23 protein-coding genes and 1 riboswitch are annotated in these 26,997 nt (G+C 70.0%); of the genes, 12 read left to right on the top strand and 11 right to left on the bottom strand.

What is annotated here, in order from left to right; genetic code table 11:
* Positions 1-3: 3 nt before the first annotated feature.
* The 11 genes from dctP to AC1ROY_RS09675 all read left to right on the top strand — a co-directional run bounded on the left by dctP (position 4) and on the right by AC1ROY_RS09675 (position 10,906).
* Positions 4-990, top strand: a complete 987-nt coding sequence (gene dctP, locus AC1ROY_RS09725; protein WP_493148601.1) for a TRAP transporter substrate-binding protein DctP — start codon at positions 4-6, stop codon at positions 988-990.
* Between the two features lie 7 nt (positions 991-997).
* Complete coding sequence (locus AC1ROY_RS09720; protein WP_493148600.1) at positions 998-1,585, top strand: TRAP transporter small permease; 588 nt, start codon at positions 998-1,000, stop codon at positions 1,583-1,585.
* Complete coding sequence (locus tag AC1ROY_RS09715; RefSeq protein WP_493148599.1) at positions 1,582-2,859, top strand: TRAP transporter large permease; 1,278 nt, start codon at positions 1,582-1,584, stop codon at positions 2,857-2,859. Before AC1ROY_RS09720 ends, AC1ROY_RS09715 begins: the two co-directional genes overlap by 4 nt.
* Positions 2,860-2,922: 63 nt before the next feature.
* Positions 2,923-4,155: an ABC transporter substrate-binding protein gene (locus AC1ROY_RS09710; protein WP_493148598.1), complete on the top strand. Its 1,233-nt coding sequence runs from the start codon at positions 2,923-2,925 to the stop codon at positions 4,153-4,155.
* A gap of 85 nt (positions 4,156-4,240) precedes the next feature.
* Complete coding sequence (locus AC1ROY_RS09705) at positions 4,241-5,521, top strand: serine hydrolase domain-containing protein (protein WP_493148597.1); 1,281 nt, start codon at positions 4,241-4,243, stop codon at positions 5,519-5,521.
* A gap of 93 nt (positions 5,522-5,614) precedes the next feature.
* Positions 5,615-6,568: a tripartite tricarboxylate transporter substrate binding protein gene (locus tag AC1ROY_RS09700; protein WP_493148596.1), complete on the top strand. Its 954-nt coding sequence runs from the start codon at positions 5,615-5,617 to the stop codon at positions 6,566-6,568.
* 16 nt (positions 6,569-6,584) lie between these two features.
* The gene (locus AC1ROY_RS09695; protein WP_493148595.1) at positions 6,585-7,391 is read left to right on the top strand and encodes an alpha/beta fold hydrolase; all 807 of its coding nucleotides are present in this window, start codon (positions 6,585-6,587) and stop codon (positions 7,389-7,391) included.
* Between the two features lie 52 nt (positions 7,392-7,443).
* Positions 7,444-8,274 carry a MurR/RpiR family transcriptional regulator gene (locus AC1ROY_RS09690; protein ID WP_493148594.1) on the top strand — a complete coding sequence of 277 codons (831 nt, stop codon included), beginning with the start codon at positions 7,444-7,446 and terminating at the stop codon, positions 8,272-8,274.
* Between the two features lie 2 nt (positions 8,275-8,276).
* Complete coding sequence (locus AC1ROY_RS09685) at positions 8,277-9,614, top strand: aspartate aminotransferase family protein (protein ID WP_493148593.1); 1,338 nt, start codon at positions 8,277-8,279, stop codon at positions 9,612-9,614.
* 17 nt (positions 9,615-9,631) lie between these two features.
* Positions 9,632-10,651: an amino acid ABC transporter substrate-binding protein gene (locus tag AC1ROY_RS09680; protein WP_493148592.1), complete on the top strand. Its 1,020-nt coding sequence runs from the start codon at positions 9,632-9,634 to the stop codon at positions 10,649-10,651.
* 54 nt (positions 10,652-10,705) lie between these two features.
* Positions 10,706-10,906, top strand: coding sequence for a hypothetical protein (locus tag AC1ROY_RS09675; protein WP_493148591.1), 201 nt, complete (start codon positions 10,706-10,708; stop codon positions 10,904-10,906).
* A 37-nt stretch (positions 10,907-10,943) separates the two neighbouring features.
* On the opposite strand, the gene thiC is transcribed toward AC1ROY_RS09675, so the two are convergent.
* From thiC to AC1ROY_RS09650, 5 genes are all read right to left on the bottom strand, one after another.
* A complete protein-coding gene (gene thiC / locus AC1ROY_RS09670; protein WP_493148590.1) occupies positions 10,944-12,758 on the bottom strand; it encodes a phosphomethylpyrimidine synthase ThiC in 1,815 nt (604 codons plus the stop codon).
* Positions 12,759-12,802: 44 nt separating this feature from the next.
* A riboswitch (TPP riboswitch) is annotated at positions 12,803-12,913 on the bottom strand.
* A gap of 27 nt (positions 12,914-12,940) precedes the next feature.
* Positions 12,941-13,222 carry a hypothetical protein gene (locus tag AC1ROY_RS09665; protein ID WP_493148589.1) on the bottom strand — a complete coding sequence of 94 codons (282 nt, stop codon included), beginning with the start codon at positions 13,220-13,222 and terminating at the stop codon, positions 12,941-12,943.
* Positions 13,223-13,304: 82 nt separating this feature from the next.
* Complete coding sequence (locus tag AC1ROY_RS09660) at positions 13,305-14,276, bottom strand: Bug family tripartite tricarboxylate transporter substrate binding protein (RefSeq protein ID WP_493148588.1); 972 nt, start codon at positions 14,274-14,276, stop codon at positions 13,305-13,307.
* Between the two features lie 76 nt (positions 14,277-14,352).
* On the bottom strand, positions 14,353-16,455 hold the full coding sequence (locus tag AC1ROY_RS09655; RefSeq protein ID WP_493148587.1) for an acetate--CoA ligase family protein: 2,103 nt from the start codon (positions 16,453-16,455) through the stop codon (positions 14,353-14,355).
* Positions 16,448-17,281: an enoyl-CoA hydratase/isomerase family protein gene (locus AC1ROY_RS09650; RefSeq protein WP_493148586.1), complete on the bottom strand. Its 834-nt coding sequence runs from the start codon at positions 17,279-17,281 to the stop codon at positions 16,448-16,450. The genes AC1ROY_RS09655 and AC1ROY_RS09650 overlap by 8 nt, the downstream gene beginning before the upstream one ends.
* A 113-nt stretch (positions 17,282-17,394) precedes the next feature.
* Between AC1ROY_RS09650 and AC1ROY_RS09645 the strand changes: the two genes are divergently transcribed.
* Complete coding sequence (locus AC1ROY_RS09645; protein WP_493148585.1) at positions 17,395-18,366, top strand: LysR family transcriptional regulator; 972 nt, start codon at positions 17,395-17,397, stop codon at positions 18,364-18,366.
* A 128-nt stretch (positions 18,367-18,494) separates the two neighbouring features.
* Here AC1ROY_RS09645 and AC1ROY_RS09640 read toward each other — a convergent pair whose 3' ends face one another.
* The 6 genes from AC1ROY_RS09640 to AC1ROY_RS09615 all read right to left on the bottom strand — a co-directional run bounded on the left by AC1ROY_RS09640 (position 18,495) and on the right by AC1ROY_RS09615 (position 26,979).
* Complete coding sequence (locus tag AC1ROY_RS09640) at positions 18,495-19,292, bottom strand: GntR family transcriptional regulator (RefSeq protein ID WP_493148584.1); 798 nt, start codon at positions 19,290-19,292, stop codon at positions 18,495-18,497.
* Positions 19,293-19,369: 77 nt separating this feature from the next.
* Positions 19,370-22,921: a bifunctional proline dehydrogenase/L-glutamate gamma-semialdehyde dehydrogenase PutA gene (putA, locus tag AC1ROY_RS09635; protein WP_493149017.1), complete on the bottom strand. Its 3,552-nt coding sequence runs from the start codon at positions 22,919-22,921 to the stop codon at positions 19,370-19,372.
* Positions 22,918-23,673, bottom strand: a complete 756-nt coding sequence (locus AC1ROY_RS09630) for a class II aldolase/adducin family protein (RefSeq protein WP_493148583.1) — start codon at positions 23,671-23,673, stop codon at positions 22,918-22,920. Before AC1ROY_RS09630 ends, putA begins: the two co-directional genes overlap by 4 nt.
* A 13-nt stretch (positions 23,674-23,686) precedes the next feature.
* Positions 23,687-24,649, bottom strand: coding sequence for a Bug family tripartite tricarboxylate transporter substrate binding protein (locus tag AC1ROY_RS09625; protein WP_493148582.1), 963 nt, complete (start codon positions 24,647-24,649; stop codon positions 23,687-23,689).
* A gap of 172 nt (positions 24,650-24,821) precedes the next feature.
* Positions 24,822-26,255, bottom strand: coding sequence for a hopanoid biosynthesis associated radical SAM protein HpnJ (gene hpnJ / locus AC1ROY_RS09620; protein WP_493148581.1), 1,434 nt, complete (start codon positions 26,253-26,255; stop codon positions 24,822-24,824).
* A 139-nt stretch (positions 26,256-26,394) separates the two neighbouring features.
* Positions 26,395-26,979 (bottom strand): transposase, encoded by a 585-nt coding sequence (locus tag AC1ROY_RS09615; RefSeq protein WP_493148580.1) that lies wholly within the window; start codon positions 26,977-26,979, stop codon positions 26,395-26,397.
* Positions 26,980-26,997: the final 18 nt, after the last annotated feature.

The following is a 26,997-nucleotide window of genomic DNA, read 5'->3' as shown; positions in this document are numbered from 1 at the left end:
CGCATGTCCCTGATCCGCCGCACGGCGCTTGCCGCCGGGCTCTCCGGCCTGATGGCCGGGCCGGCAATCACCCCGGCCTGGGCCCAGACCCAGATCACCCTCCAGCATCCGCTGCCGCTGGCCAGTCACTACGGCGACGGCGCCACCGCCTTCAAGCAGACGCTGGAACGGCTCACCGGCAACCGCTACCGCGTCAACATCCAGCGCAACGACAACGAGCGCGAGATGGTGGAGAGCGCGCAGATCGGCACGATCGACTGCACCATCACCTCCACCGGCCCGGTCGGGAACTTCGTGCCGGCCGTGCGCAACGTGGACGTGCCCTTCCTCTTCCGCGACTACGCCCACGCGCGCGGCGTGCTGGACAGCGAGATCGGCCAATCCATCCTGAACCAGTTCAACTCCCGCGGCCTGGTCGGCGTGATCTGGCTGGAGAACGGCTTCCGGCACCTCACCAACAGCCGCCGCGAGGTCAACCTGCCGGCCGACATGCGCGGGCTGAAGGTCCGCACCATGGAGAACCAGGTGCACATGCGGGCCTTCACCACGCTGGGCGCGCTGCCCACGCCGATGGCCTTCTCCGAGCTGGTGCCGGCCCTGCAGCAGGGCACGGTGGACGGGCAGGAGAACCCGATCCCGGTGATCGTGGCGAACAACCTCAACCAGGTGCAGCGCTTCCTGACGCTCACTTCGCATGTCTATTCGCCGGCGCTGCTGATCTGCAATCCCGGCACGATGGGCCGGCTCAACGCCGCCGACCGCGCCTCCTTCCTGGAGGCAGCGCGCGCCGCCCAGGCCGCCAACCGCGCCCGCGTCTCCGCCGACGACGCCTCGGGCGTCGAGGAGCTGCGCCGCCGCGGCATGACCGTGGTCACGACGGTGGACACCGCCGCCTTCCAGGCCGCGCTGGCCCCGGCCTTCGCCGAGTACGAGCGCACGCTGGACGGCGCGCTGCTGCGCCGCATCCGCGACTGGCGCCCGGCGCAGTAGCCCCCGCATGAATGCGATGAACCTGCTGCCGCTGGAGATCGTGGCGGCCGCGACGGTGGCGGTGGTGCTGCTCGCCCTCTGGCTCTCCGGGCGGGACGGCACGGTCCGGAGCGGCGTCCTCGCGGCCGACCGGATCGCGACCGGCCTCGCGACCGTGCTCGCCTGCGCGGCGCTGGCCGTCGCTGTCGTCGCCGGCTTCTGGCAGGTCGTCGCGCGCTTCGCGACGGAGACGCCCTCCATCTGGTCCGAGGCGCTGGTGCGAACGGCGCTGATCTGGATGGCCTTCCTCGGCCTCGCGGCGGCGCTCCGCACGGGCGCGCTGGTCTCCATCGACGTGGCGCACCGCCACTCCCGCGGCGCGCTCCGCCGTGCATTGGAGGCGGCGGCGCTGGCCTGCAACCTCTCCCTGATGGGCGTGCTGCTCTGGTTCGGATGGATCATGGCCGAGCGCGTGCAGTTCCAGGAAATGGCGGGCCTCGAGGTCTCGATGAGCTGGGGCTACGCAGCCCTGCCCATCGGCGCCGCCTTCGCCATATTGGGAGCGCTGGGGCATTTCCTCGACCGACGCGCGGAAGAGCTGGAGATGGCCGTATGAGCTCCGCCATGCTCACCGCGATGCTGGTGCTCTTCGCCGCCAGCATCCCGGTCGCCGTCGCCATCGGCATCGCCGCGATCATCGGCGTGGCGGGCTTCACCAGCTTCCCGCTGATCGTGGCCGCGCAGCAGCTCTTCGTCTCGCTGGACCGCTTCCCGCTGGCGGCGATCCCCTTCTTCATCCTGGCCGGCAACCTCATGGACGTCGGCGGCATCTCGCGCCGGCTGGTCGAATTCGCGAAATCCATCGTCGGTGGCGTGCAGGGCGGGCTGCCGGCCACCTGCATCGTCACCTGCATGATCTTCGCGGCCATCAGCGGCAGCTCCGTCGCCACCACCTTCGCCATCGGCGCGGTGATGATCCCGGCTTTGGTGAAGCACGGCTATCCCGTGGCCTTCGCGGCCGCGCTGCAGGCCACGGCAGCCGAGCTCGGCGTGATCATCCCGCCCTCCATCCCGATGATCCTCTACGGCGTCACCACCCAGACCTCGATCCCCGAGCTCTTCATCGCGGGCTTCGGGCCGGGCTTCCTCATCGGCGGCGCGCTGGTCGCAACCGTGCTGATCTGGTGCCGCATCATGGGCTGGGGCAAGCAGGACGGCATCGGCCGCCTGCCCTTCCTGACCGCGCTCAAGCAGGCCGGTTGGGCGCTCTTCATGCCGGTGGTCGTCCTCGGCGGCATCTATGGCGGCATCACCACGCCGACCGAGGCCAGCGTCATCGCCGTGGTCTACGCGATCCTGGTGGGGATGTTCCTGCACCGCGAGATCGGCTGGCGCGACCTCTACCCGATCTTCCGCAAGTCGGTGATCTCGTCGTCGGTGATCATGTTCATCATCGCCTGCGCGGGGCTCTTCTCCTGGCTGCTGAACCGCCAGGGCGTGCCGGATGCCGCGGCCGAATGGCTGGTGGCGAACTTCGAGGGGCCCGGCATGTACATGCTGGGCGTGAACCTCTTTCTCTTCGTGGTCGGCATGTTCGTCGAGACCTCGGCCTCCATCATCGTGCTTGCGCCGATCCTCGCCGAGGCCGCGGAGCGCCTGGGCATCGACCAGGTCCACTTCGGCACCGTCATGGTGGTGAATCTGGCGCTGGGCATGATCACGCCGCCCTTCGGCGTGAACCTCTTCGCCGCGGCGCAGGTGGCGAACACCAGCATCGACAAGATGATGCGCTACCTCCTCGTCTTCATCGCGGTCATCTTCGCCTGCCTGATGGTGATCACCTACGTGCCCGCGATCGTGCTGTTCCTGCCGCATCTCGTCTTCCGCTGATTGCGCTTGCGTGAGGGCGACGTCCTCACGCAGCATCCCGGAAAATCCAGGGATGGAAGCACCATGAATCGCATCACCCGCCGCGGCGCCCTCGGGGCGGCCGCGGCCAGTGCCATCGCCGCGAAGAGCCATGCCCAGGCCTGCGACAACACCATCCGCATCGGCGTGCTCGCCGACTTCTCCGGCCCCTATCGCGATACCTCCGGCCCCACCTCCTTCGCCGCCGTGCAGCAGGCCATCGAGGATCTCGGCCTCGCGCAGCGCGGCATCAACGTCGAGGTCGTCCAGGGCGACCATCTCAACCGCCCCGATGCCGCGCTGGCGCTGGCCCGCCGCTGGATCGACACGGCCGGCGTGGACATGATCTGCGAGGTGAACAACAGCGCCGTGGCCCTCGCCGTCGCGAATCTGGTCCGCGAGAAGGACAAGGTGCAGCTCGCCTCCGGCGCCGCCAGCTCGGCGCTTACGGGCGCGCAGTGCAGCACGCACACGATCCAATGGACCTACGACACCTGGGTCTTCGCCAATGTCGTGGGCGGGGCGGCCGTGCGCGCGGGCGGCGACAGCTGGTACTTCATCACCGCCGACTATGCCTTCGGCCATCAGCTGGAGCGCGACACCGGGCAATTCGTCACCCGCGCCGGCGGGCGCATGCTGGGCAGCGCGAAGTACCCTTTCCCTGGCACGACCGACTTCTCGTCCTTCCTGGTCCAGGCCCAGGCGAGCCGCGCGAAGGTCGTCGGCCTCGCCATGGCCGCCGCCGACACGCAGAACTGCGTGAAGCAGGCCCACGAGTTCGGCCTGACGCGGCGCGGCCAGAAGCTCGCGGGCATGATCATGTTCGTGCAGGACATCAAGGCGATCGGCCTGGAGGCCGCCCAGGGCATGCTGCTCTCCGAGGTCTTCTACCACGACCTCAACGACCGCACGCGCGGCCTCGCCCAGCGCATCCTGCGCCGCACGCCGGCGAACATGCCGGGCCAGGAGCATGCTGGCACCTACTCCTGCGCCATCCACTACCTCAAGGCCGTCGCCGAGGTGGGCGTGGCACGCGCCAAGGCCTCGGGCATCGAGGTGATCAACGTCATGAAGCGCATGCCCACCGACGACGACGCCTTCGGCCCCGGCCGCGTGCGCGAGGACGGGCGCAAGATCCACCCGGCCTATCTCTTCGAGGTAAAGAGCCCCGCCGAGAGCCGCCGTGAATGGGACTACTACAAGCTGATCTCGACCGTCGGCGCCGAGGACGCGTTCCGGCCGCTCAACGAGGGCGGATGCCCGCTGATCCGCACCTGATGCGTGTCCGGTTCTTAACCTGACGGACATGCGCTAGGCTGCCCCGCGAGCGGCCGGGAAAGGCCGCCACACGGGAGAAACAACCATGATCGAACGCCGACACCTGGCGCTGCTCTCCGGCGGCGCCCTCTTCACGCCCGCCATCCTCCGCGCACAGGAGATGGAGCGCCGCGAGGACCTCGTGCAGGGCTTTTCCCGCGCACGCCTCGCCCGCTTCCAGCCCGCCATGGAGCGCGAGGTGGAGCGCGGCAGCTTCAACGGCGCCGTCGCCCTCATCGCCCGCAACGGCCAGGTCATCCATCACGAGGCCTATGGCCACCAGGACAACGCCCGCCGCGTGCCGATGACGCGTGAGTCGATCTTCCTGCTGGCCTCCATGACCAAGCCGCTCACCAGCGTCGCCGCAATGATGCTGATGGAGGAGGGCCGCCTGAAGGTCACCGACCCCATCACCCAGTGGCTGCCCGAGCTCGCCAACCTCAAGGTCGAGGTCCGCAACGGCGACCGCTTCGAGGACGTGGCGCTGCAGCGCCCGATCACCGTGCAGGACCTGCTGCGGCACTCCTCGGGCTTCGTCTATTCCGACGCCTCGCCCTCCGCGCGCATCAAGGACCTCTACAAGCAGCACGACATCGAGGCCGTCACCCGTCAAGTGACCGGCGATGAGATGCTGCGCAACCTCGGCACCATCCCCCTGCTCTTCCAGCCCGGCGCGCAGTTCTTCTACTCCATCAGCACCGACGTGCTCGGCCTGCTGCTGGAGCGCGCCAGCGGCCAGCGCCTCGACCGCCTCATCGCCGAGCGCCTGACCGAGCCGCTGGGCATGCGCGACACCACCTGGTGGGTGGAGCCCGCCCGCCGCGCGCGCATCGCGGAAAGCATCGCCTCCGACCCGCAGAGCGTGCCCATGTGGCAGGCCTACCGCATCGAGCAGGACCAGGCGGGCAAGAGCTACCTCAAGGGCGGCGCGGGCCTTGTCGGCACCAGCGGCGACTACTTCCGCTTCGTGCAGATGGTGGCGAACGGCGGCACGCTGGAAGGCCGGCGCTACCTCGCCGCGCCCACCGTGAACTACATGCTCTCCGACCACATGGGCACGATGGGCGGCTCGCCGATGGCCAGCACGGGGCCGGGCTACGGCTTCGGCCTGGGCTTCGCGGTGCGCCGGCAGGACGGGCTCGGGGCCGCCACGGGCAACCAGGGCGATGCGATGTGGGCCGGCGCCTGGGGCACCACCTTCACCATCGATCGCTCGGAGAAGCTGGTCGGCGTCTTCATGGGCCAGGGCCCGAGCAGCCGCGGCCACACGCGCATGGTCTTCAAGAACCTGACCTATGGCGCGATGGTCGAGAGCCTGCGCGGATAGCCTCAGACCGGCAAATGCGGGCCGTCGCGTTTTTCTGACGGCCCGGACGCGCAGGACGTTATACTCACTTTGTAACGAAGTGAGGGAAACGCCATGCCGATCCCAAGACGCGCCGCCGCCGCGGCCCTGCTCGCCGCCCCCCTCGCGGCGGGCGCGCAAAGCCTTCCGTCCAAGCCGCTCCGCATCATCGTGCCCACCGGCGCCGGCGGCATCACCGACATCCTCGCGCGCATCATGGCCGAGCGGCTGGCGGACCGGCTCGGCCAGCCGGTGGTCGTGGAGAACCGCCCCGGCGCCGGCGGCGTCATCGGCACGGAGGCCGCCGCCCGCGCCGAGCCCGACGGCACGACGCTGCTGATGGCCTTCCCGAGCCACATGCTCAATCCCGGCCTCAAGACGCGGCTGCCCTACGACACGGAACGCGCCTTCGCGCCGATCAGCACGGTGACGACGGTCTCCCTCGTGCTGGTCGTGCCGCCGTCCCTGCCCGCACGGACCACCGCCGAGCTGATCGCCCTCGCCCGCACGGACCGGCTGACCTACGCCTCCGTCGGCGCCGGCAGCCTCGGCCATCTGGGCGCCGAGCTCTTCCGCTCCATGGCCGGGATCGAGCTGACGCACATCCCCTATCGCGCCGCGCCCGAGGGCCACACGGCGCTGCTGCGCGGCGACGTCTCCATGTTCTTCGACACGCCGGCCACGGCCATCCCGCAGATCCGCGAGGGCAAGCTGCGCGGCCTGGGCGTGAGCTCGCCCGAGCGCTCGCCGGCGCTGCCGGATGTCCCGGCCATCGCCGACAGCCTGCCGGGCTACGAGGTGCTCGGCTGGAACGGACTGCTGGCGCCGGCCGGAACGCCCGCGCCCATCGTCGAGCAGCTGGGCCGCGAGGTCCGCGCGATCCTGTCCGACGCGGCCATGATCCGCCGCCTCGCACAGCTCGGCGCCGACGCCGCGCCCAGCGACCCCGATGCCTTCGCCAACCGCATCCGCACGGACATCGCGAAATGGACCCGCGTGATCCGCGAGGCCGGCATCAGCCCGGAATGACATCAGGAGAATCCGCATGCCGCTGACCCGCATCGATCCGGGGCTGGAGATGTTTTTCCGCGACGAATCCTTCGGCGATCCCTGGCGCGACCCGGAGCCGATGCTGCTGCTCCACGGCAATGCCGAGAGCGGCGAGGCCTGGAATTCCTGGATGCCGCTGATGGGCCGCGCCTTCCGCGTGATCCGCCCGGACATGCGCGGCTTCGGGCGCTCCACGCCGATGCCGCTCGACCACGCCTGGTCGGTGGACGGCATCATCGACGACTTTCTGGCCCTCGCGGACCAGCTCGGGCTGGCCTCCTTCCACGTCGTCGCGGCCAAGATCGCCTGCCCGATCGCGTTGCGCATGGCCGCGCGCGAGCCGGCGCGGCTGCGCACGCTCGCCGTGGTGGGCGGGCTGGTCTCGGCCGAGGCCTCGCTCGGCGATCGCGCCGCCTCCTGGGTGGCGCATCTCGAGGCGCATGGCGTCGAGAGCTGGGCGCGCTGGACCATGCCGGGCCGTCTCGGCGCCGCCTCCACGCCCGAGATGCGCGAGGGCTGGGCAAAGCTCATGGGCCGGACGCCCGGGACCACGCAGCTGGGCTTCATCCGCTCCGTGCCGGCCATCGACGTGCGGGCGGAGCTGCCGCGGATCGCCTGCCCCACCCTCGTCGTCACCACGGACGGCAGCGGGCTGGGCTCGGTGGAGTCCGTGCGGGAGTGGCAGAAGGCCATCCCGCGCTCGGAGCTGATGGTGGTGCCGGGCGATTCCTACCATGTGGCGGCGACGCATCCGGAAGCCTGCGCGCGTGCCGTCCTGGACTTCGTCGGCCGCCACGGCTGACGCCAGACGAAACGTTCATTGCAAAATTTTCAAATCATGATACAAACGTATCATGAGCGTCATCGCACAGCTCGAATCCGCCGCGCGGCAGCTTTCGCCGCGCCTCGCCGCCGCCGCGCGCTACGTGGCTGCTCATCCCTTCGACGCCGCCACCATCCCCATGCGCGAGCTCGCGCGCCGCTCCGGCGAGCCGGCCGCCAACTTCACCCGCCTCGCCCAGGCGCTCGGCCATCCCGGCTGGGAGGAGCTGCGCCTCGGCCTGGTCGAAGCCGCGCGCATCACCCCGCCCGCCCCCTATTCCGAGCACCTGCCCGCTGACGACAGCGTGGTGGAAGCCATGCTCGCCGCCGACCGGCAGAGCCTTTCGGCGCTGGGCCAGGAAGACCTCGCCGCCGCCGCCGCCCTGCTGGAGGCCGCCCCACGCGTGCATGTCGCGGGCTTCCGCAGCTGCCACGCGCCGGCGCTGCTCTTCCACTACCTCTACCGTCTCTTCCGCCCCGAGGTGACGCTGGTCACCGGCGCCGGCGGCCTGCTCGACCTGGAGCTCGGCGCCTTCCGTCGCGATGAGGTGCTGGTCCTCTTCGGCTTCGCGCCCTATTCGCGCGACAGCCTGCTCGCCGCCCGGGCCGCGGCCGGCGCGGGCGCGCAGGTGCTGGCGATCGTGGACAGCGCCGCCGCGCCCATCGCCGAGGGCGCCGCCGCCACCCTGACCTATGGCACGCCGACGGCCGGCTTCTTTCCTTCGCTGACAGCCTGCGTCGCGCTGGTCCAGGCGCTGGCCGCGCTGCTCTACGCGCGCGCCGGCGCCAAGGGCCAGGAGCGCCTGCGCCAGGCCGAGGGCCGCATCGCCACCCACACCGCCTATCTTCGACCCAAGGAATGACCATGACCCGCCTGATGCACCGTTCCCTGCGCGAGGCCCCGCCCATCGCGGTCGGCGGCCACGGCATCCGGCTCGTCGAGGCCGGCGGTCGCGAGATCATCGACGCCTCCGGCGGCGCGGCCGTGTCGTGCCTCGGGCACGGGCATCCCCGGGTGGTCGAGGCGATCCGGAAACAGGCAGGGAAGCTCGCCTATGCGCATACCGGCTTCTTCTCCTCCGAGCCCGCCGAGGAGCTGGCGGAGATGCTCGTCGGGCACGAGCCCGGCGGCCTCACCTTCGCCTACTTCGTCTGCGGCGGATCGGAGGCAGTCGAGGCCGCGCTGAAGATGGCGCGCCAGTACTTTGTGGAACTCGGCCAGCCGCAGCGCACGCGCTTCATCGCGCGACGGCAGAGCTATCACGGCAACACGCTCGGCGCCCTCGCCGCCGGCGGGAACGCCTGGCGCCGCGCGCCCTACGCGCCGCTGCTCTCCGACGCCTTCAGCCACGTCTCGCCCGCCTTCGCCTATCGCGAGATGCGCGAGAACGAGAGCGAGGCCGATTTCACCGCCCGCCTCGCCGCCGAGCTCGAAGCGGAATTCCAGCGCCTTGGCCCTGACAACGTCGCCGCCTTCGTCGCCGAGCCCGTGGTCGGCGCCACCTCCGGCTGCGTCACCGCCCCGCCCGGCTACTTCCGGGCTGTCCGCGAGATCTGCGACCGGCACGGCGCGCTGCTCATCCTGGACGAGGTGATGTCCGGCATGGGCCGTACCGGCACGCTGCACGCCTGGGAGCAGGAGGGCGTCTCGCCCGACATCCAGGCCGTGGCGAAGGGCCTCGGCGGCGGCTATCAGCCGATCGGCGGCGTGCTCGCCTCCGGCCACGTCGTCGCCGCGATGCGCGACGGCTCCGGCGCTTTCCAGCACGGGCACACCTATCTCGCGCATCCCATGGCCTGCGCCGCCGCGCTCGAGGTGCAGAAGGTCATCCGCGACGAGGACCTGCTGCCCAACGTCCGCGCCATGGGCGCCCGGCTCGAGGAACGGCTGCAGGAGCGCTTCGGCAACCACCGCCATGTCGGCGATATCCGGGGCCGCGGGCTGTTCCGCGCCATCGAGCTGGTGCAGGACCGCGCCTCGAAGACCAGCTTCGACCCGAAGCTCAAGCTGCACGCCCGCGTGAAATCCGCGGCCTTCGAGCGCGGCCTCGGCTGCTACCCCTCCGGCGGCACCGCCGATGGCCAGCGGGGCGACCACGTGCTACTCGCGCCGCCCTACATCGTCAGGCCGGGCGAGATCGACGATATCGTCGCGATCCTCGGCGAGGCCGTGGACGCCGCGATCGCTTCCACCAGTCACTGAGAGAAGGAAAGAAAAACATGTTCCGCAACCTGCTGCTTGCCGCAGCCACCGTCGCCGCGGCCTGGGCCGGCGGCGCCTCCGCCGCCACTCTCGACACGGTGCGCCAGCGCGGCACCCTCATCTGCGGCGTGAGCCAGGGCTTCGCCGGCTTCTCCGCCGCCGACAGCCGCGGCGAGACGCGCGGCTTCGACGCCGACTACTGCCGCGCCGTGGCCGCCGCCGTGCTCGGCGACGCGACCAAGGTGCGCTTCGTCGCCCTGACCGCGCAGAACCGCTTCACCGCGCTGCAGGCCGGCGAGATCGACGTGCTCTACCGCAACTCCACGCAGACCTTTTTGCGCGGCAACTCCATCGGCCTGCGGCAGCTGCCGGTGAACTTCTACGACGGCCAGGGCTTCGCCGTCCGCCGCGACGCCGGCGTGGCGCGGGTACAGGACCTCAACGGCGCCACCGTCTGCGTGGCCCAGGGCACGACGCATGAGCTGAACCTCGCCGACATCGCGCGTGCCAGGAACATCCGCTTCCAGCCGGTGGTCTTCGAGCGCATCGACACGATGTACTCCGCCTTCTTCGCGGGCCGCTGCGATGCCATGACGCAGGACGCCTCGGCGCTCGCCGGCGCCGTCGGCACCATCGCGCCGAACCCGGCGCAGTACATGGTGCTGCCCGAGACCATCAGCAAAGAGCCGCTCGGCCCCTTCGTGCGCAACGGCGACGACCAGTGGGCGAACATCATCACCTCGGTCCACTACGCACTGGTCGAGGCCGAGGAGACCGGCGTGACGCAGGCGAACGCGCAGCAGCAGGCCGCCTCCAGCACGGATGCGACGGTGCAGCGCCTGCTCGGCCGGACCGGCGAGTTCGGCTCGCGCATCGGGCTCGACAACGCCTGGGCGCTGAACATGATCCGCGCCGTCGGCAATTACGGCGAGGTCTTCGAGCGCAACCTCGGCCAGGCCAGCCCGCTGAAGCTGCCCCGCGGCCTGAACGGGCTGTGGAACCAGGGCGGGCTGCAATACGCGATCCCGTTCCGGTGATCGCTTGCGTGGAGCAGGTTCGGGGCCAAATCTGATCCTCGAAGGAGACAGACGATGATCCTGAAATTGCTCCGCGCGCGGAAACGGCTCGCGAAGATGGCCCTGGGCGGCGCCTTTGCCGCCGGGGCGGTCGCGGGCGGCACGGCTGCGGCAGTGGCCATGACGGGTGTCGCCGTCACGGGCGCCGTCGGCGTCGCCGGGCTCTGCGCGCTGAAGCGCGCGAAGGATAAGCGCGAGGCTTCAACCTCGGCATAGTCGATCCGGGGAGGGCTCGCGCCCTCCCCTTTTTGCCTCAGTCGCCCGCGGCCACCGGCGGCAGGTAGATCGCACCGCCATTGCCGCGGAAGCTCTCGCTCATCTCGTCCATGCCCTTCTGGGCGGCGTCGCGGATCTCCTGCGTGATCTTCATCGAGCAGAATTTCGGACCGCACATCGAGCAGAAATGCGCGAGCTTGGCGCCCTCGGCCGGCAAGGTCTGGTCGTGGAACTTTTCCGCCGTCTCGGGGTCCAGGCCCAGGTTGAACTGATCGCGCCAGCGGAACTCGAAGCGCGCCCGCGAGAGCGCGTCGTCGCGCATCTGCGCCGCCGGATGCCCCTTCGCCAGATCCGCCGCATGGGCCGCGATCTTGTAGGTGATCACGCCCGTCTTCACGTCGTCGCGATCGGGCAGGCCCAGATGCTCCTTGGGCGTCACGTAGCAGAGCATGGCGCAGCCGAACCAGCCGATCATCGCCGCGCCGATGCCGGAGGTGATGTGGTCGTAGCCCGGCGCGATGTCGGTCGTCAGCGGTCCGAGCGTGTAGAAGGGCGCCTCGCCGCACTCCTCGAGCTGCTTCTCCATGTTGATCTTGATCTTGTGCATCGGCACGTGGCCGGGGCCCTCGATCATGACCTGCACATCCTGCTCCCAGGCCACCTTGGTCAGCTCGCCCAGCGTCTCCAGCTCGGCGAACTGCGCGCGGTCGTTGGCGTCGGCGATGCTGCCGGGACGCAGACCGTCGCCCAGCGAGAAGCTGACGTCATAGGCGCGCATGATCTCGCAGATCTCAGGGAAGCGTTCGTAGAGGAAGCTCTCCTTGTGGTGCGCGAGGCACCACTTCGCCATGATCGAGCCGCCGCGCGAGACGATGCCCGTCACGCGCTCGGCCGTCAGCGGCACATAGGCCAGCCGCACGCCGGCATGGATGGTGAAATAGTCCACCCCCTGCTCCGCCTGCTCGATGAGCGTATCCCGGAAGATCTCCCAGGTGAGCTCCTCGGCCTTGCCGCCGACCTTCTCCAGCGCCTGGTAGATCGGCACCGTCCCGATCGGCACGGGCGAGTTGCGCAGGATCCATTCGCGCGTGGTGTGGATGTTCCGGCCGGTGCTGAGGTCCATCACATTGTCGGCGCCCCAGCGGATGGCCCAGACGAGCTTGTCCACCTCCTCGGCGACGCTCGACGACACCGCGGAGTTGCCGATGTTCGCGTTGATCTTCACCAGGAAATTGCGGCCGATGATCATCGGCTCGCTCTCGGGGTGGTTGATGTTGGCGGGGATGATCGCGCGGCCGCGGGCGATCTCGCTGCGCACGAATTCCGGCGTCACGTGGTCGGGGATATCAGCGCCGAAGCTCTCGCCGTCCCGCTTCATGCCCAGCGCCGCGGCGCGGCCCATGTTCTCGCGGATCGCGATGTATTCCATCTCCGGCGTGATGATGCCGGCGCGGGCATAGGCGAGCTGCGTCACGGCCTTGCCCGCCTTGGCGCGCAGCGGCAGGCGGCCCTGGCGGTCGAAGAGGGGAACACGACGCTCCTCGCCGACCTTCAGCCCGTCATCCTCGGGCTTCTGCTCGCGGCCGGCGATGTGCTCGACGTCGCCGCGGGCCATGATCCACTCGTGGCGGTGCGGCGCCAGGCCGCGGCCGATGTCGGTCACGATGCGGGCGTCGGTGTAGGGGCCGGAGGTGTCGTAGACGCGCAGCGGCGGCTCGCCGCCGGAGACCTCGATCTCACGCATGGCGACGCGGATGTCAGGGTGGAGCTGACCGGCGACGTGCAGCTTGCGCGAAGCGGGCAGCGGGCCGGTGGTGACGTTGGGGCCTTGCGGCGGCAGGCTATCGGGCATTCTCGGACTCCCATCGCAATAGATTGAACGAAGGGAGGTGGCTGTGACGCCGAGTTGCCCATCCCTTCGCCGGCATGACCCGGATCAGGTTCGAAGGGTGACCGCGTCGCTCGCGGAATCTCAGCCCTGCGGAAAGGGCTCCCCTTGGATGAGGGAATCCTGCGCCTTGTTGCGGGCCGGAGTCAAACCCGGCCGGAGTTCACCGAGAAGAGCCAGAGCGGGAGGGCGGCGAAGAGGACGACCGTCAGCAGGGCGGCGACAAGGAGGATGCCGCCGCGCGGCAGGCGCCGACCGAGAAGCGCGGTGAGCAGCGCGGCCAGGAATCCCGAGATCAGGAAGTGGATACCGTAGACCGGCCAGAAGACGAGCAGCATGACGAGTCGGGCATCGATGCACAGCGTGATGACGATCGCTGCCAGCCAGCCGAGCGCCGCACCACCGAGTGCCAGAGAAAACCGTGCCATCCTCTCCAGTCCCCGCGGGTCCAGGGCCCATTGGTCGTCCCACTGGGCCCCTGGTGGGGAGTTTGAGGGGGCAGTGCCCCTCTCAATCCACCGTCGCGCCGGAGATTCGCACGACTTCCCGCCATTTCGCGAGGTCTTGTTCGATCACCCGGGTGAATTCCGCCGGCGTGTCCCCGATCGCCTCGAGTCCGAGCTCGCCGAGGCGCTGGCGCAGGGGTGCCTGCCGCAGTGCGGACTGCACCGAATTGTAGACCTTGCGAATGATCGGCTCCGGCGTCCCGGCCGGCGCCACGAGCCCGCTCCAGCCCGAGATCTCGTAGCCCTTCACGCCCTGCTCGTCGAAGGTCGGGATGTCGGGCACAGAGGGCCAGCGCTGGGCGCTGGTGATGGCGAGCGGCCGCACCTGGCCCTGCTGGATGAGCTGCGTCACGCCGTTGAGATTGCCGAACATGAACTGCACGCGATTGGCGAGGAGGTCCACGATCGCGGGACCGTCGCCGCGATAGGGGATATGGGTGATCTCGATCCCCGTCATCGCCTTCAGCATCTCGCCGGAGAGGTGCGTCGTGGTGCCGCTGCCGCCCGAGCCGTAGTTGAGCTGGCCGGGCCGCGCGCGGGCGAGCGCGATGAACTCCTGCAGGCTGTTGGCGGGAACCGCAGGGTTCACGATCAGCACGTTGGGCGCGGTGGTGATGCGCGTGATCGTGGAAAAGTCCTTGAGCGGATCGAAGGGCACCGTGCGGTAGAGCGCGGGGTTGATCGCGAGGATGCCGAGCGTCCCGTAGAAGATCGTGTAGCCATCGGGCGCCGAGCGGGCGACGTGCTCGGCGGCGAGGTTGCCGCCGGCGCCGGGCCGGTTGTCGATGACGATGGGCTGGCCGAGCTCCGGCGTCATGTACTGCGCGAAGAGCCGCCCGATGACGGAAGTGCCGCCGCCGGCGACGAAGGGGATCACCAGCCGGACGGGCTTGTCCGGGTAGGTCCCCTGGGCCTGGGCGGCCGTGCCCGCGATCAGCGCGGGCGCGGCGAGAAGTGTGCGTCTGGACAACAACATGCGGACCATCCTGGGTTGAGGTTTACCGCCGGCGCATTCCCATGTTCTTTTCGGCCGGCTTTCCGCCGGTCCGGATTCAGGCCTTCACCACCAGGGCATCGACGACCACCGCGCCCTCGGCGCGGATGATGACCGGGTTGAGATCGATTTCCACGACGAGGCCGGAGAGCTCGTCGGCCATCACCGAGACCCGGGCGAGCAGCGCGTCGAGCGCCGCCGCGTCCCAGGCGGCACCGCCGCGCACGCCGTTCACCATCTTCGCGAGGCGCGTCTCATTGCGCAGGCGAGCGGCCTCGGCGGCGTCGAAGGGGGCAATGCGGAAGGCGACATCCTCGATGATCTCCGCCAGGACCCCGCCGGGGCCGACCATGACGGCGGGGCCGAGCGAGGGATCGGTCACAGTGCCGACGATGACCTCGCCGAGGCCCTTCACCATCTCCTGCACCAGCACGCCGTCGATGACGGCTTCGGGCGCGTGCGTCCTCGCCGCATCGAGCAGCTTCGCCGTGCCGGCCGTCACAGCCTCGGCGTCGGCGAGGCCGAGGAGCACCCCGCCGATCTCCGTCTTGTGGCCGATGGACGCGGATTGCAGCTTCAGCGCGACGGGGAAGCCGATCTGCTGCGCGGCCTTCACGGCAGCCTCCGCATCGACGGCCAGGATCTCGCGCGTCACCGGCAGATCCCAGAGGGCGCAGAGCGCCTTGGCCTGATGCTCGGCGAGCATTCGGCCGGGAACGGCGTCCAGCATCGCACGCGCCTTCGCGATCCGCTGCTCCCGGCCAGACATGGGCGTCGGCGGCGCCACGACGCGATCGGCGAACTCCGCCCGCGCACGGCAGGCCGCCATGACCTTGCCCAGCCGTTGCGGCGAGGGCACGACCGGGATGCAGGCCTCGCGCAGCATCGCCTGTCCCGGGCCATCCGGCGCGGACCACGACACGAACATGCCCGGCACGTGCTCGGCGGCGGCGATGATCTGGCGGGCGTAGTCCACGCCGCCCTGCCCCACCGCAGGCCCGACCACCGTGACCAGGGAGTCGTAGCCGCCGTCGGCGCCGATCAGCTTCGCCGTCTCCAGGAAGAGGCTGCGGTTGCCGAGATTGGCCGTGGTCATGTCGATGGGATTGCCGAAGCTCGCGATGGCCGGCAGCACCTTGCGCAGCGCGGCCTCGGTCCCGGCCGACGGCGCGGGGAGGGAAAAACCTTCGCGGTCCAGCGCATCGGCCATTAGGACGGCGGTGCCGCCCGTGCCGGTCGCGATCGCCACGCGACGGCCGGGGCGCGGCGGCGCCTGTCCCGAGAAGGCCTGCGCGAGGTCCAGCAGCTCGTCGAAGCTCTGCGCCTCCACGATCCCGTGCTGGCGGCAAAAAGCGGAAAAGACCGCCCCCTGCCCCGCCAGCGATCCCGTGTGCGAGGCGGCGGCACGTCCGCCGGCCTGGCTGGTCGCGCCCTTCAGCACCACCACCGGCTTGTCCAACTCCTGCGAGCGCGCGGCCAGGCGGGCAAGCTGCGCCACATCCTTCACGCCCTCCAGCGCGCCCATGACGACGCGGACCTCGTCCCGCTCCAGCAGCGCCATGGCGCATTCGGCGAAGCTGAGATCGGCCTCGTTCCCCGTGGTGACGAGATGCGCGAAGCCCAGCCCGCGCTCGATGCCGAGCCCCATCAGGCCGAAGCCGATGCCCGAGCTCTGGCTCACCAGCCCGATGCTGCCCGGACGGAACAACTCCACCGCCTCCAGCAGCGGGTTGAAACCGACGACCGTCCCCGTGACGAGGTTCACCGTGCCCTGGTTGTTCGGCCCAAGCACGCGCATGCCGGCCGCACCCATGGCGGCCATCTCGGCTTCGGCGGCGCGGCCGGCCTCGCCGGTCTCGCCGAAGCCCGCGCTGATCACGACGGCCGCGCGCACGCCCTTCGCCGCACAGGCGCGCAGCGATGCCATCACATGCTCGCCGGCCGTGACGATGATGGCGCAGTCCACCGGACCGGGAATGGCGCCGACATCGGTGTAGCAGGCGAGCCCGTCGATCTCGCCGCCGCGCGGGTTCACCGGATAGATCGCGCCCCCAAAGCCGTACTTCCTGAGGTAGCGCAGCGGGCGCGCGCCGATCTTGTTCGCGTCGCCCGAGGCGCCGACGACCGCGACGGAAGTCGGCGCGAGAAAGGCCTCAAGCAACGCCGGCATCCCGCTTCGCCAGCATGTCCTTCAGCCCGCCCTCGGCGATCTGCTTGCGGCGCGCCTCGCGCTGGCTGGCGTCCTTCGACATGTTGGTCGAGATCATCATCTCCGTGTTGAAGTCCAGCGCGTTGCGCAGGCCCATCATCTCGAAGCTCTTGTTGATGCTGCGCTTGTTCAGCGCGAGCGCGACGGCCGGGACGTTCGCCAGCCGATGCGCGTACTTCTCCACCTCCTCGTCGAAGCTCTCGTTGGGGAAGATGCGCGTCACCATGCCATAGCGCTCGGCCTGCTCGGCATTCACGGAATCCCCGAAGAGCAGCAACTCCTTCGCGCGCTTGAGGCCGACCACCCAGGGCATCATCAGGCCGGGCGGACCCGAGATGCCACGGATCTCCGGCTCGCCGAAATTCGCATCGGCCGCGCACACCGTGAGGTCCGTCGAGAGCGCGAGGTCACAGCCCGAGCCCAGCGCATGGCCCTTCACCGCGCCGATCACCGGCTTGGTCAGCGTCCACATGCGCAGGCACATCGCCAGGCACCCGGTGAGGTGCCAGCGCCAGCCGCCGACCGTGTGGTCCCAGGGGTCGATCGCCGCCTGCTTGAGGTCCACGCCAGCGCAGAAGGCCCGGCCCGCGCCGCGCAGCACCACGACACTCACCTCCGGATCGGCCTCGGCACGGTCGAAGGCCTCGACGAACTCGGTCTTCATCGCGCGGTTGATCGAGTTCAGCACGCGCGGCCGGTTCATGGTGATGGTGCAGACCTTGCCCTTGATGGAATAGAGGATGGTCGGCTCCTCGGGCGCGGGCGTCGGTTCGGTCATGCGGAGGTCTCCGGACTGTATTCAGCGGGTCGCGATGGTGTCATACGGACGACGCGACGGTGTCGCTTTTCTCGGCTCAAGCGTTGCCGGAACGGCAACGGAGGTATGGTCCGATGTCCCTCCCCGCCCGGTCACTTCTCTCGGAAAAACAACGGCTTTCCCTGGCTGGACGGCTCGCGCAGCTCGACAACCGCCGGCTGCTCTACCTGCACGAGGCGGCGGCCGCGGGCTCCGTGCGCGGCGGCGCCGAGCGGCTGGGCATCAGCCCCTCCGCCCTCAGCCGGCAGATCATGAAGATGGAGGACGACCTGCAGATCGCGCTGCTGGAGCGCCACGGCCGCGGCGTGAAGCCCACCGAGGCCGGTGCCCTGCTCGCCGAGTATTTCGAGGAGCAGCGCTCACGCCTCGGCGAGGTGGTGGCGCAGATCCAGGACATCTCGGAAATGCGCCGCGGCGTCGTCTCGCTGGCCCTCGGCGAGGGCTTTTTGGGCGAGGCGATGGGACCGCCGCTCAAGGGCTTCGCCGAGCGCCACCCGCAGCTCCAGATCGACCTGCAGGTCGGCAGCACCGACGAGCTGCTGCGCCGTGTCATCGAGGACAGCGCGCAGATGGCGCTGCTCTACAACCTGCCGCCCGAGCCGCGCGTGCAGTCCCACGCCTCGCGCCGCCATCCCATGCGCATCGTCACGCGGCCGGGCCATGAGCTCGCCCTGCTGGGCCGCAAGATCACGCTGGACGACCTGCGCTCCTGCGAGCTTGGCCTGCTGCCGGGCGGCTACGGCGTGCGCCAGGTGCTGCTCTCCGCCGAGCATCGCGGCAAATTGCGGCTGGTGCCTCGGCTCACCGCGAACTCCCTGCGCGCGCTGCTGCGCTTCGCCGAGGACTGGAACGGCGTGCTCATCACCACCGGCTTCGCCGTGGCGCGCGAGCTGGAGGAAGGCCGCCTCGTCGCGCTGGAAGCGCATGACGCCTTCCTGGAAAGCTCGGAGGCGCATCTCATCACGCGGCGCGGCCGGCGTCTGCCGCTGGCGGCGACTCATCTGCTGCGTCACCTGCGCGCGACGATGACACTCTTTCGGGGGTAGACGATCAACGTCGCGAAGCTCGGGGCATCAGTGCCGCATCCGGCCGCAAGGCGGTCGGCGCCGCCCGGTCGCGCGGCGAAGCCAAGGCCGCGGACGCGGCCGCCCGGCGTCTGAGGGCGAAAAAAGCCTCAGCTCCGCCGCATGTGCATCGTGTAGGTCGCGACATCCGTGCGGTAGGTCGAGCGCGCGACCTGGAGGATGCTGCCGGACGAGGTCCGATTCACGCGCGTGATCGCCAGCAGCGGGTCGCCGGCCTTCACGTCGAGGATGCGCGAGACCTCGGCCGTCGCGCGGATCGCGGTCATGCTCTGATGGATCTCGGTCATGCGCTCGCCCGTCAGCAGCTCCGCCACCTCCACCAGCAGCGGGTTGCGCTGGAGCAGGTTGTCGAGCGGCTGGCGGGCCAGCACGCGGCCGATCGCCTCCGGGTAGAAGGCGTCCGTCATCATGAAGGGCGTGCCGTCGCGCAGGCGCACGACGCGCAGGTGCTGACCCGCCTCGCCGCGCGCGAGGCCGAGCGGCTCGGCCGCCCAGTCCGGGATGGGGTCGCGCTGGCTGCGCAGCAGGCGGACCTCGGCGAGGCGGTTCGCGGCCTGGATCTCGTCGATGCTGCCGACGCCCCATTCCGGCGTCGGCGCGCGCGGCGCGCCCACGAAGGTGCCCCGCCCCTGCCGGCGCTCGATGAGGCCGCGCTGCTGCAGCTCCCGCAGCGCGCCGCGCACGGTGATCATGCTCACGCCGAAGTGGCGCGCGAGCTGATCCTCGGTGGGAAGCTGTGCGCCGGGCGGCAGCCGGAGCTTGCCGACCACCTTCTGCACCTGGTCAGCCAGGGCCTGGTACAGCGGCGAGCGGCCCGCCGGGAGGCGGCCGAATTTCGACGGCGCCACGGGACCGTAGCTCTCCACCATGTGCCGACCGCCATCCATGCCGAATCCTCCAATCTCCCCTTGCTCATGGCACGACACGACCAGACAAATCGATGGGAAAACGGGTGGATTCCCGATCAGATCGTCATGAGTTGCGCATTGCCGCCGGCGGCCGCCTCGTTCACGGAGAGCGTGCGCTCGGCGACGAGCCGCAGGAGGGAGGCCGGCTCGACCCGGTCGATCACGGGGGTGAGCGGTCCCTCGCGGAAAGCGAAGGCTTTCCTGGCTTCCGCGGCATCGAAGGGGGCGAAGGCCAGCACGGCCGCGCAGTCCGCGGCGCGCCAGTCCTCGACGATCCTGATACGGAATTCGGCCGGCAGCTGGGCGTTCAGGCGATCCGCCTCGGGGCCCCGCGGCGCGATCGCGGCATTCCCGGTGGCCAGCGCTGCGGCGAGACCCGTCATCAGACCAGACATTTCCCCGGCCAGGACCAGCACGGAGCCGCGCCCGGCGAAGCGCAGCGTGTTGGTCTCGCCCACCGGGCCGGGCAAAGTCAGCGTGACCGGCAATGGCGTGGCCGCGCGGAATTCCGCGAGCAGGCCGGCCAGCGGCGCCGCTTCCGGCAGTGCGGCGAGCCGGTCGAAGCCGGCCAGCACGCTCTCATCGCGGATGCCGTCGAGGCGCGGTAAGGGCCCTGCCCGCACCAGCCGGCGCAGGTAGAGCGGGCCGCCGGCCTTGGGGCCGGTGCCCGAAAGCCCCTCGCCACCGAAGGGCTGCACGCCGACCACGGCACCGATGATGTTGCGGTTCACATAGGCATTGCCGACATGCGCCCGCGCCGTGACGAAATCGATCGTCTCGTCGATGCGCGAATGCACGCCGAGCGTCAGGCCATAGCCCGTCGCGTTCAGCGCATCGACCAGCTCGCCGAGCCTGTCCCGCTCGAAGCGCAGCACGTGCAGGACGGGGCCGAAGACCTCGCGGCCGAGATCGGCGACAGCGCCGATCTCGATCAGGCTGGGCGGGATGAAGCTGCCATGCACGGTGTTGCCGCGCAGCGGCAGCGCGAAGCGCTGATGGCGGCGCGCGAGATAGTCGCGCAACCCGGCCTCGGCCTCCGCATCGATCACCGGGCCTACATCCGTCTCGATATCGGAGGGATCGCCGAGGGCGAGCTCCGCCATGGCGCCCTCCAGCATCTCGAGCACGCGCGGCGCGACCTCATGCTGAAGGCAGAGCACGCGCAACGCCGAGCAGCGCTGGCCCGCGGAATCGAAGGCGGAGGAGAGCACGTCCGCCACCACCTGCTCGGGCAACGCGGAGCTGTCCACGATCATGGCATTCTGGCCGCCGGTCTCGGCGATGAGCGGAACGTCGCCGCGCGCCGAGAGCGTGCGCTGGAGCAGGCGCGCGACCTCGGTGGAGCCGGTGAAGACCACACCCCGGCAGCGCGGATCCGTCACCAGCCCGCCGCCGATCGTGGCGCCGTCGCCGGGCAGGAGCTGCAGCACGCCTGGGGGGATGCCGGCCTCGTGCAACAGCCGGACGGCGGCGGCGGCGATCAGCGGCGTCTGCTCGGCGGGCTTGGCGATGACCGTGTTGCCCGCGGCCAGCGCGGCCGAGATCTGGCCCGTGAAGATCGCGAGAGGAAAATTCCAGGGGCTGATGCAGACGACCGGGCCGAGCGGCGCGCCATCCAGCTCGCGGGCGCGGGCGGCGTAGTAGCGCAGGAAGTCCACCGCCTCGCGCAGTTCGCCCACGGCATTGGCCATGGTCTTGCCGGCCTCGCGGATGGCGAGCGGGACGAAGGTGTCGCGATGCGCCTCGAAGAGCTCGGCCGCACGCTCCAGCAGGGCGGCGCGGGTCTCGACGGGGCAGGCCGCCCAGCCCGGCGCGGCGGTTTCCGCACGCGCCAGCGCTTCCGGCACCGCCGCGGCCGGCGCCTCGCGCACCTCGCCGACCACGTCGCGATGGTCGGCGGGGTTGAGGACGGGCCTGGCTGGCCAGGCCGCATCGCCGGCCGTGAAGCCTCGCGCGCGGCTGGCCGCGATGGCGTCCTGCATGGCGCGCAGCGCGGGCGGCGCGGAGAGGTCGTAGCCCGTCGAATTGGGCCGGTCGCGGAACATCTGCACGGGCAGCGCGACCTTGGGATGCGGCGCGCCGTGCAGGCGCGCGGCCTCCTGCACGGGGTCCTCGGCCAGCGCCTCGATGGGCACGTCGTCGTCCACGAGGCGATGCACGAAGGAGGTGTTCGCGCCATTCTCCAGCAGCCGTCGGACGAGATAGGCCAGCAGCGTCTCGTGGCTGCCGACGGGCGCGTAGATGCGACAGGGACGGCCGAGATTGGCGGCTCCCACCACCTGCGCGTAGAGCCCCTCCCCCATGCCGTGCAGGCACTGGAACTCCCAGTCGCCCTCGCGAAAATTCTCGCCCGCGAGGTGGTACACGGCGCTCAGCGTCTGCGCGTTGTGCGTGGCGAATTGCGGAAAGACATCAGCCCGCGCATCCAGCAGGATCTTCGCGCAGGCCAGGTACGAGACATCCGTGTAAGGCTTGCGCGTGAAGACCGGATAGCCGGGGAGACCGTCCACCTGGGCGCGCTTGATCTCGCTGTCCCAATAGGCGCCCTTGACCAGCCGGATCATGATCCGCCGGCCATGCCTTCGGGCCAGCGCGATCACGTGGCGGATCACCGCCGGCGCGCGCTTCTGATAGGCCTGGATCACGAAGCCCAGCCCCTGCCAGTCGCCGAGGCTGGGATCGGCCGCCAGCGCCTCCAGCAGGTCGAGCGAGGGCTCCAGCCGGTCGGCCTCCTCCGCGTCGATGTTGAAGCCGATGCCGTGCCGCGCCGCCTGAAGCGCGAGGGCGCGCAGGCGGGGCAGGATCTCCCCCATCAGCCGTTGCGGCTGCGCGTAGGAGTAGCGCGGATGCAGCGCGGAGATCTTCACGGAGATGCCCGCGCCGGCGTAGACGCCGCGCCCCGCATGCGCAGCGCCGATGGCCTCGATCGCCGCGCGGTACTGCTCGGTGTAGCGCCCGGCATCGGCGGCGGTCATCGCCGCCTCGCCCAGCATGTCGAAGGAGTAGCGAAAGCCCTTCGCCTCCATCGGGCGCGCGTGGTCCAGCGCCTCGGCGATGTCCTGGCCCAGCACGAACTGCCGGCCGAGCAGCCGCATCGCGAGATCGAAGCCCGCCCGGATCAACGGCTCGCCGCCATGCGCGATGAGGCGGGTGATGGTGGCGGTCAGGCCGCGCTCGCTGCTCGTCGTCACCAGCTTGCCGGTGATGAGCAGCCCCCAGCTCGCCGCGTTCACGAAGAGCGAGGGGCTGGCGCCGAGATGCCGGCGCCAGTCGGCGCCGCCGAGCTTGTCGCGGATCAGCCGGTCGCGGTTGTCGGCGTCGGGGATGCGCAACAGCGCCTCGGCGAGGCACATCAGCGCCACGCCCTCCTGGCTGGAGAGCGAGAATTCCTGCATCAGCGCGTCGACGCCCGAGGCACGGGAGCGCTCGGCGCGGAGCTGGCGCACGAGCCGCAGGGTCAGCTCGCGGACGGGTGCGTTCAGATGCCCGGGAAGCCGCGCCGCCTCGACCAGCGGCGGCACGCAGACCGGCTCGGGGGCTCGATCGCCGGTGGCGATGGCGGCTCGCGTGGCCTGCAGATCAAGGTCGCGCAGCGCCGCCTCCGCTATCCCTGCCGCTTCACGACCTCCGGGTACATCACGGAATCGCCCTTGGTCCACATGTAGGAAAGCTCCTCCTCGGTGATGACCTCCGGCGTCCTGCCGTTCCGCGAGGTCAGGGTCTCCACGATGATGTTGCGCTTCACCTCGGAGACCAGCACGCAGGTGCGGTGATAGGCCTCGGACAGCGTGCGGCCGAGCACGGTGAAGCCGTGGCGCCGCATGATGATGCAGTTGGTGTCCTGGATGAAGGTCTTGATCGGCGCCACATCCTCCTCGACGTTGATGCTGGCCGGCAGGTAGAAGGCCGGCTTCTGCATCAGGAAGCCGTAGGTGAGGCTGAAGCTCCGGATCTCCTCGTAGCCCGAGGCGAGGAAGGCGATGGTCTCGTCGTGGTGCAGGTGGATCACGCAGTTCACGTCGGGGCGCAGCCGCAGGATCTCGCGGTTCATCTGGTGGCCGACGGTGGTGGCGCGCTCGCCCGCGAGAATGCGGCCATAGGGGATGTCGGTGATGACGAGGTCCTCGACCTCGGCCTCCTCCAGGCTCACGCCCTGCGGCTTGGCGTAGCAGATGCCGTCGGGATAGTCGGGATGCGGCACGCGCACGACCATGCCGCCGACGCTGGAATTCACGAGGCCGCGCGCGGCCAGCCAGTGCGCGTATTTCACGTAGGAGGCGGCGACCTTCGGGTCGAAGCTCACATTCGGGTCGGGCGTCAGCTCGTTGACGCGGTAGGGCGGGGCCTGGATGCCGTCCATGGGTTTCGCTCCTCTATTCCGGCTGGATGTTGAGCCGCTCGGCGAGCGAGCGCCACTTCCGCGCGTCGCTGGCGACGATATCGGCGAATTCCGCGGGCGTGGGCATGGCGGGGATGACGTCCATCGCCTCCAGCTCGGCCTTGCCGGGGCCGGAGAGAAAGGCCGTCGCCAGGGCCTGCTGCATGCGGGTCGCGATCGCGGTCGGCAGGCCGGCCGGGCCCATCAGCCCGTACCAGAAGGCGGCGTCGAAGCCCTGGATGCCGAAGCTCGAGAAGAGCGGCACCTGCGGCAGCATCGCCGAGGGCCGGCTGATGGCGTAGGCGGTGAACTTCCCGTCCCGCACCATGGCGGCGGAGGCCGGTGGGTTGTCGAGCAGCAGGGCCACCGTGCCGTTCAGCAGGTCGGGATAGACCTGGGAGGAGCCGCGATAGGGCACGTGCCGCATCTCGATCCCGGCCAGCAGCTCCAGCTGGCGCGTCAGCAGGTAGCCGAGCGTGGTGATGCCGACGGAGGCATAGACGACCTGGCCCGGGTTCGCCTTGATCCGCGCGATGAGGGACGGGAAATCCGCGGCCTGCGCCGCGGGGCCGCCGATCAGCACATAGGGCGTGTTGCCGATGAGCGTGATCGGCGTGAAGGAGGTCACGGGGTCGTAGGGCAGGTCCTTCCGGAAGATCGGCGCCACCGGATGGCTGCTGCTGGTCGCGACGCCGATGGTGTAGCCGTCGGGCGCGGCCCGGGCGACGGCCTCGGTGCCCACCATGCCGCCGGCGCCGGGGCGGTTCTCGATCACCACCGGAACACCCAGCGCCTCGGAGAGGCGGCGCGTCGCGACGCGCGCCGTCTGGTCGGTGCCGCCTCCGGGAGGCAGCGGGACGATGCAGCGGATGGGGCGGGAGGGCCAGACATCCTGGGCGAGCGCGGGCGTCGCCAGGGCGGCGGCGGCCATCAGGCTGCGGCGGGTGGTGCGGATCATGCCGGTCTTCCGTATCGAGGCGTGGGAACGCCCGTGCCCTGGTCCTCGCGCCGGCTTAATGTCCGGTTCGCAGGACAATTCTGGGCCGCGCCGGGAGAAGCGGCAAGGCGGTTCCGGACAATATCCGGCAGTCCTGCCCGCCCCTCCGGAATCCGGAAGGGCGGGGCCGCCCTCAAGCGGCCTTCGCGCCGTTGCGCTCGCGCAGGAAGCGGAAGAACTCCACGCCCTCGCGCAGGCGGCGGACCAGCATCTGGCGGTCGCGCACCATCTCGCCGCAGATGGAGGCGATCTTCGGGGCGCGGAAGTAGAACTTCTTGTAGAAGGTCTCGACGTTGTCGAAGATCTCGGTGTGCGTCAGGTGCGGGTACGCCAGCGGCGCGATCTGCACGCCATGCGCGTCCACGTAGTCGGTGTGCGCCACGTCCAGCCAGCCTTCCTTCGCCGCCTGATCGTAGAGGAACGTCCCCGGATAGGGCGCCGCCAGGCTCACCTGGATGGTGTGCGGGTTGGTCTCGATCGCGAAGCGGATCGTCTCCTGGATGGTCTCCGCGGTCTCGCCGGGCAGGCCCATGATGAAGGTGCCGTGGATCTTGATCCCGAGCTCGTGGCAGTCCTTGGTGAACTGCCGGGCGACCTCGACGCGCATGCCCTTCTTGATGTTGTGCAGGATCTGCTGGTTGCCGGACTCATAGCCCACCAGCAGCAGCCGCAGGCCGTTCTCGGCCATCACCTTCAGGGAGTCGCGCGGCACGTTGGCCTTCGCGTTGCACGACCACGTCACGCCGAGCTTGCCCAGCTCCTTCGCGATGGCCTCGGCGCGCGGGAGGTCGTCGGTGAAGGTGTCGTCGTCGAAGAAGATTTCCTTGAGGCCCGGGAAGTTCGCGAGGACGTACTTGATCTCCTCGATCACGTGGCCGACCGAGCGCGTCCGGTAGCGGTGGCCGCCGACCGTCTGCGGCCAGAGGCAGAAGGTGCAGCGGCTCTTGCAGCCGCGGCCCGTGTAGAAGCTCACATAGGGGTGCTTCAGGTAGCCGATGAAGTACTTCTTGTACTCGAGGTCGCGCTTGTAGACCTCGGAGACGAAGGGGAGGTCGTCCATGTTCTCGAGGATCGGGCGCTCGGCGTTGTGGACGATCACGCCCTCGGAGTTGCGGTAGGACAGGCCCTTGATGGAGGCGAAGTCGCGGCCCTCGGCCACGTCCTTCACCGTGAAGTCGAACTCGTTGCGGGCGACCCAGTCCACCACCGGCGCGTCGCGCAAGCTCTCATTGGCCTGGACCGCGACCTTGGCGCCGATCAGGCCGATCTTGAGGTTCGGGTTCTCCGCCTTCAGCCGCTCGGCGACCTTGATGTCGGAGGCGAAGGAGGGGGTGGAGGTGTGCAGCACCGCCATGTCGAAGTCGCGCGCCATGGGGGCGACGTCGGCCAGGGACTGGTTGTGCGGGGGCGCGTCGACCAGCTTCGAATTGGGGACGAGCGCGGCCGGCTGGGCGAGCCAGGTGGGGAACCAGAAGCTCTTGATCTCGCGCCGCGCCTGGTAGCGGGAGCCCGCGCCGCCGTCGAAACCATCGAAGGAGGGGGCCTGGAGGAAGAGCGTGCGCATCATCGCGAGAGCGACCTTTCGAGACTTTTCAGGGCGCTGGCGGCGCCTGGACCAGGGGGTACGGCGACTCCCCTGCCCCATATGGATGGGATGGCGGAAATGACCAGCGAAAGCAAGCGGGACACCGAAATTCCCGGCGGGGTCATGGCCAGATTTCCTTGTAGATGCGGGGGATGCGCCGGCGGCCCCCTGCGGCGACGACGAGCCTTCGAATGGTGCGGATATACTCGATGGCGGCCATCCGCAGCCGGCGCGTGCGCGGAATTCTCGTCGGCAACGGCAGGCTGTGGACGAATTCGGACAAATCCCGATTGGGCATGAAGCAGGGCGGGGCCGGAAGGGCGCGGAGGAGGCGCAGGCGCCGGGCCAGGGTGATGATGTGCATGCCGCGGATGCGGATGGCGCGGCGGCAGGCGCGGCAGATCAGGCCCTCGATGCGGCGGAGCGGATGGCCCGCCGGCGAGGCGGCCAAGGCGAGGAGAAGATGTTCCCAGAACTTGGCATGGGTGAGGCGCCGGAAGTAGCGGGAGACGGTGTCGGGCTTGCCGTACTCCTCGGGGAGCTCGCGCCAGGGGCCGTCGGTGGCGGCGACGCGGAAGATGGCGTCGAATGTCTTGCGGCGGTCGCTGGGGCGGCCGCGGGTGGGGTCGTGCCGGAGGTGGGGGAGGATGGCCTGCCACTCGGCGTCGGAGAGAGGGGCGTGGGGGATGCGGAGGGGAGCGGCCATCTAGCTAATATAGGATAT

The organism is Roseococcus sp. GW821-FHT12F05, from assembly GCF_058806835.1.
The sequence above is the reverse complement of the archived record's forward strand: the minus strand, read 5'-3'. Positions and strand labels throughout refer to the sequence as shown.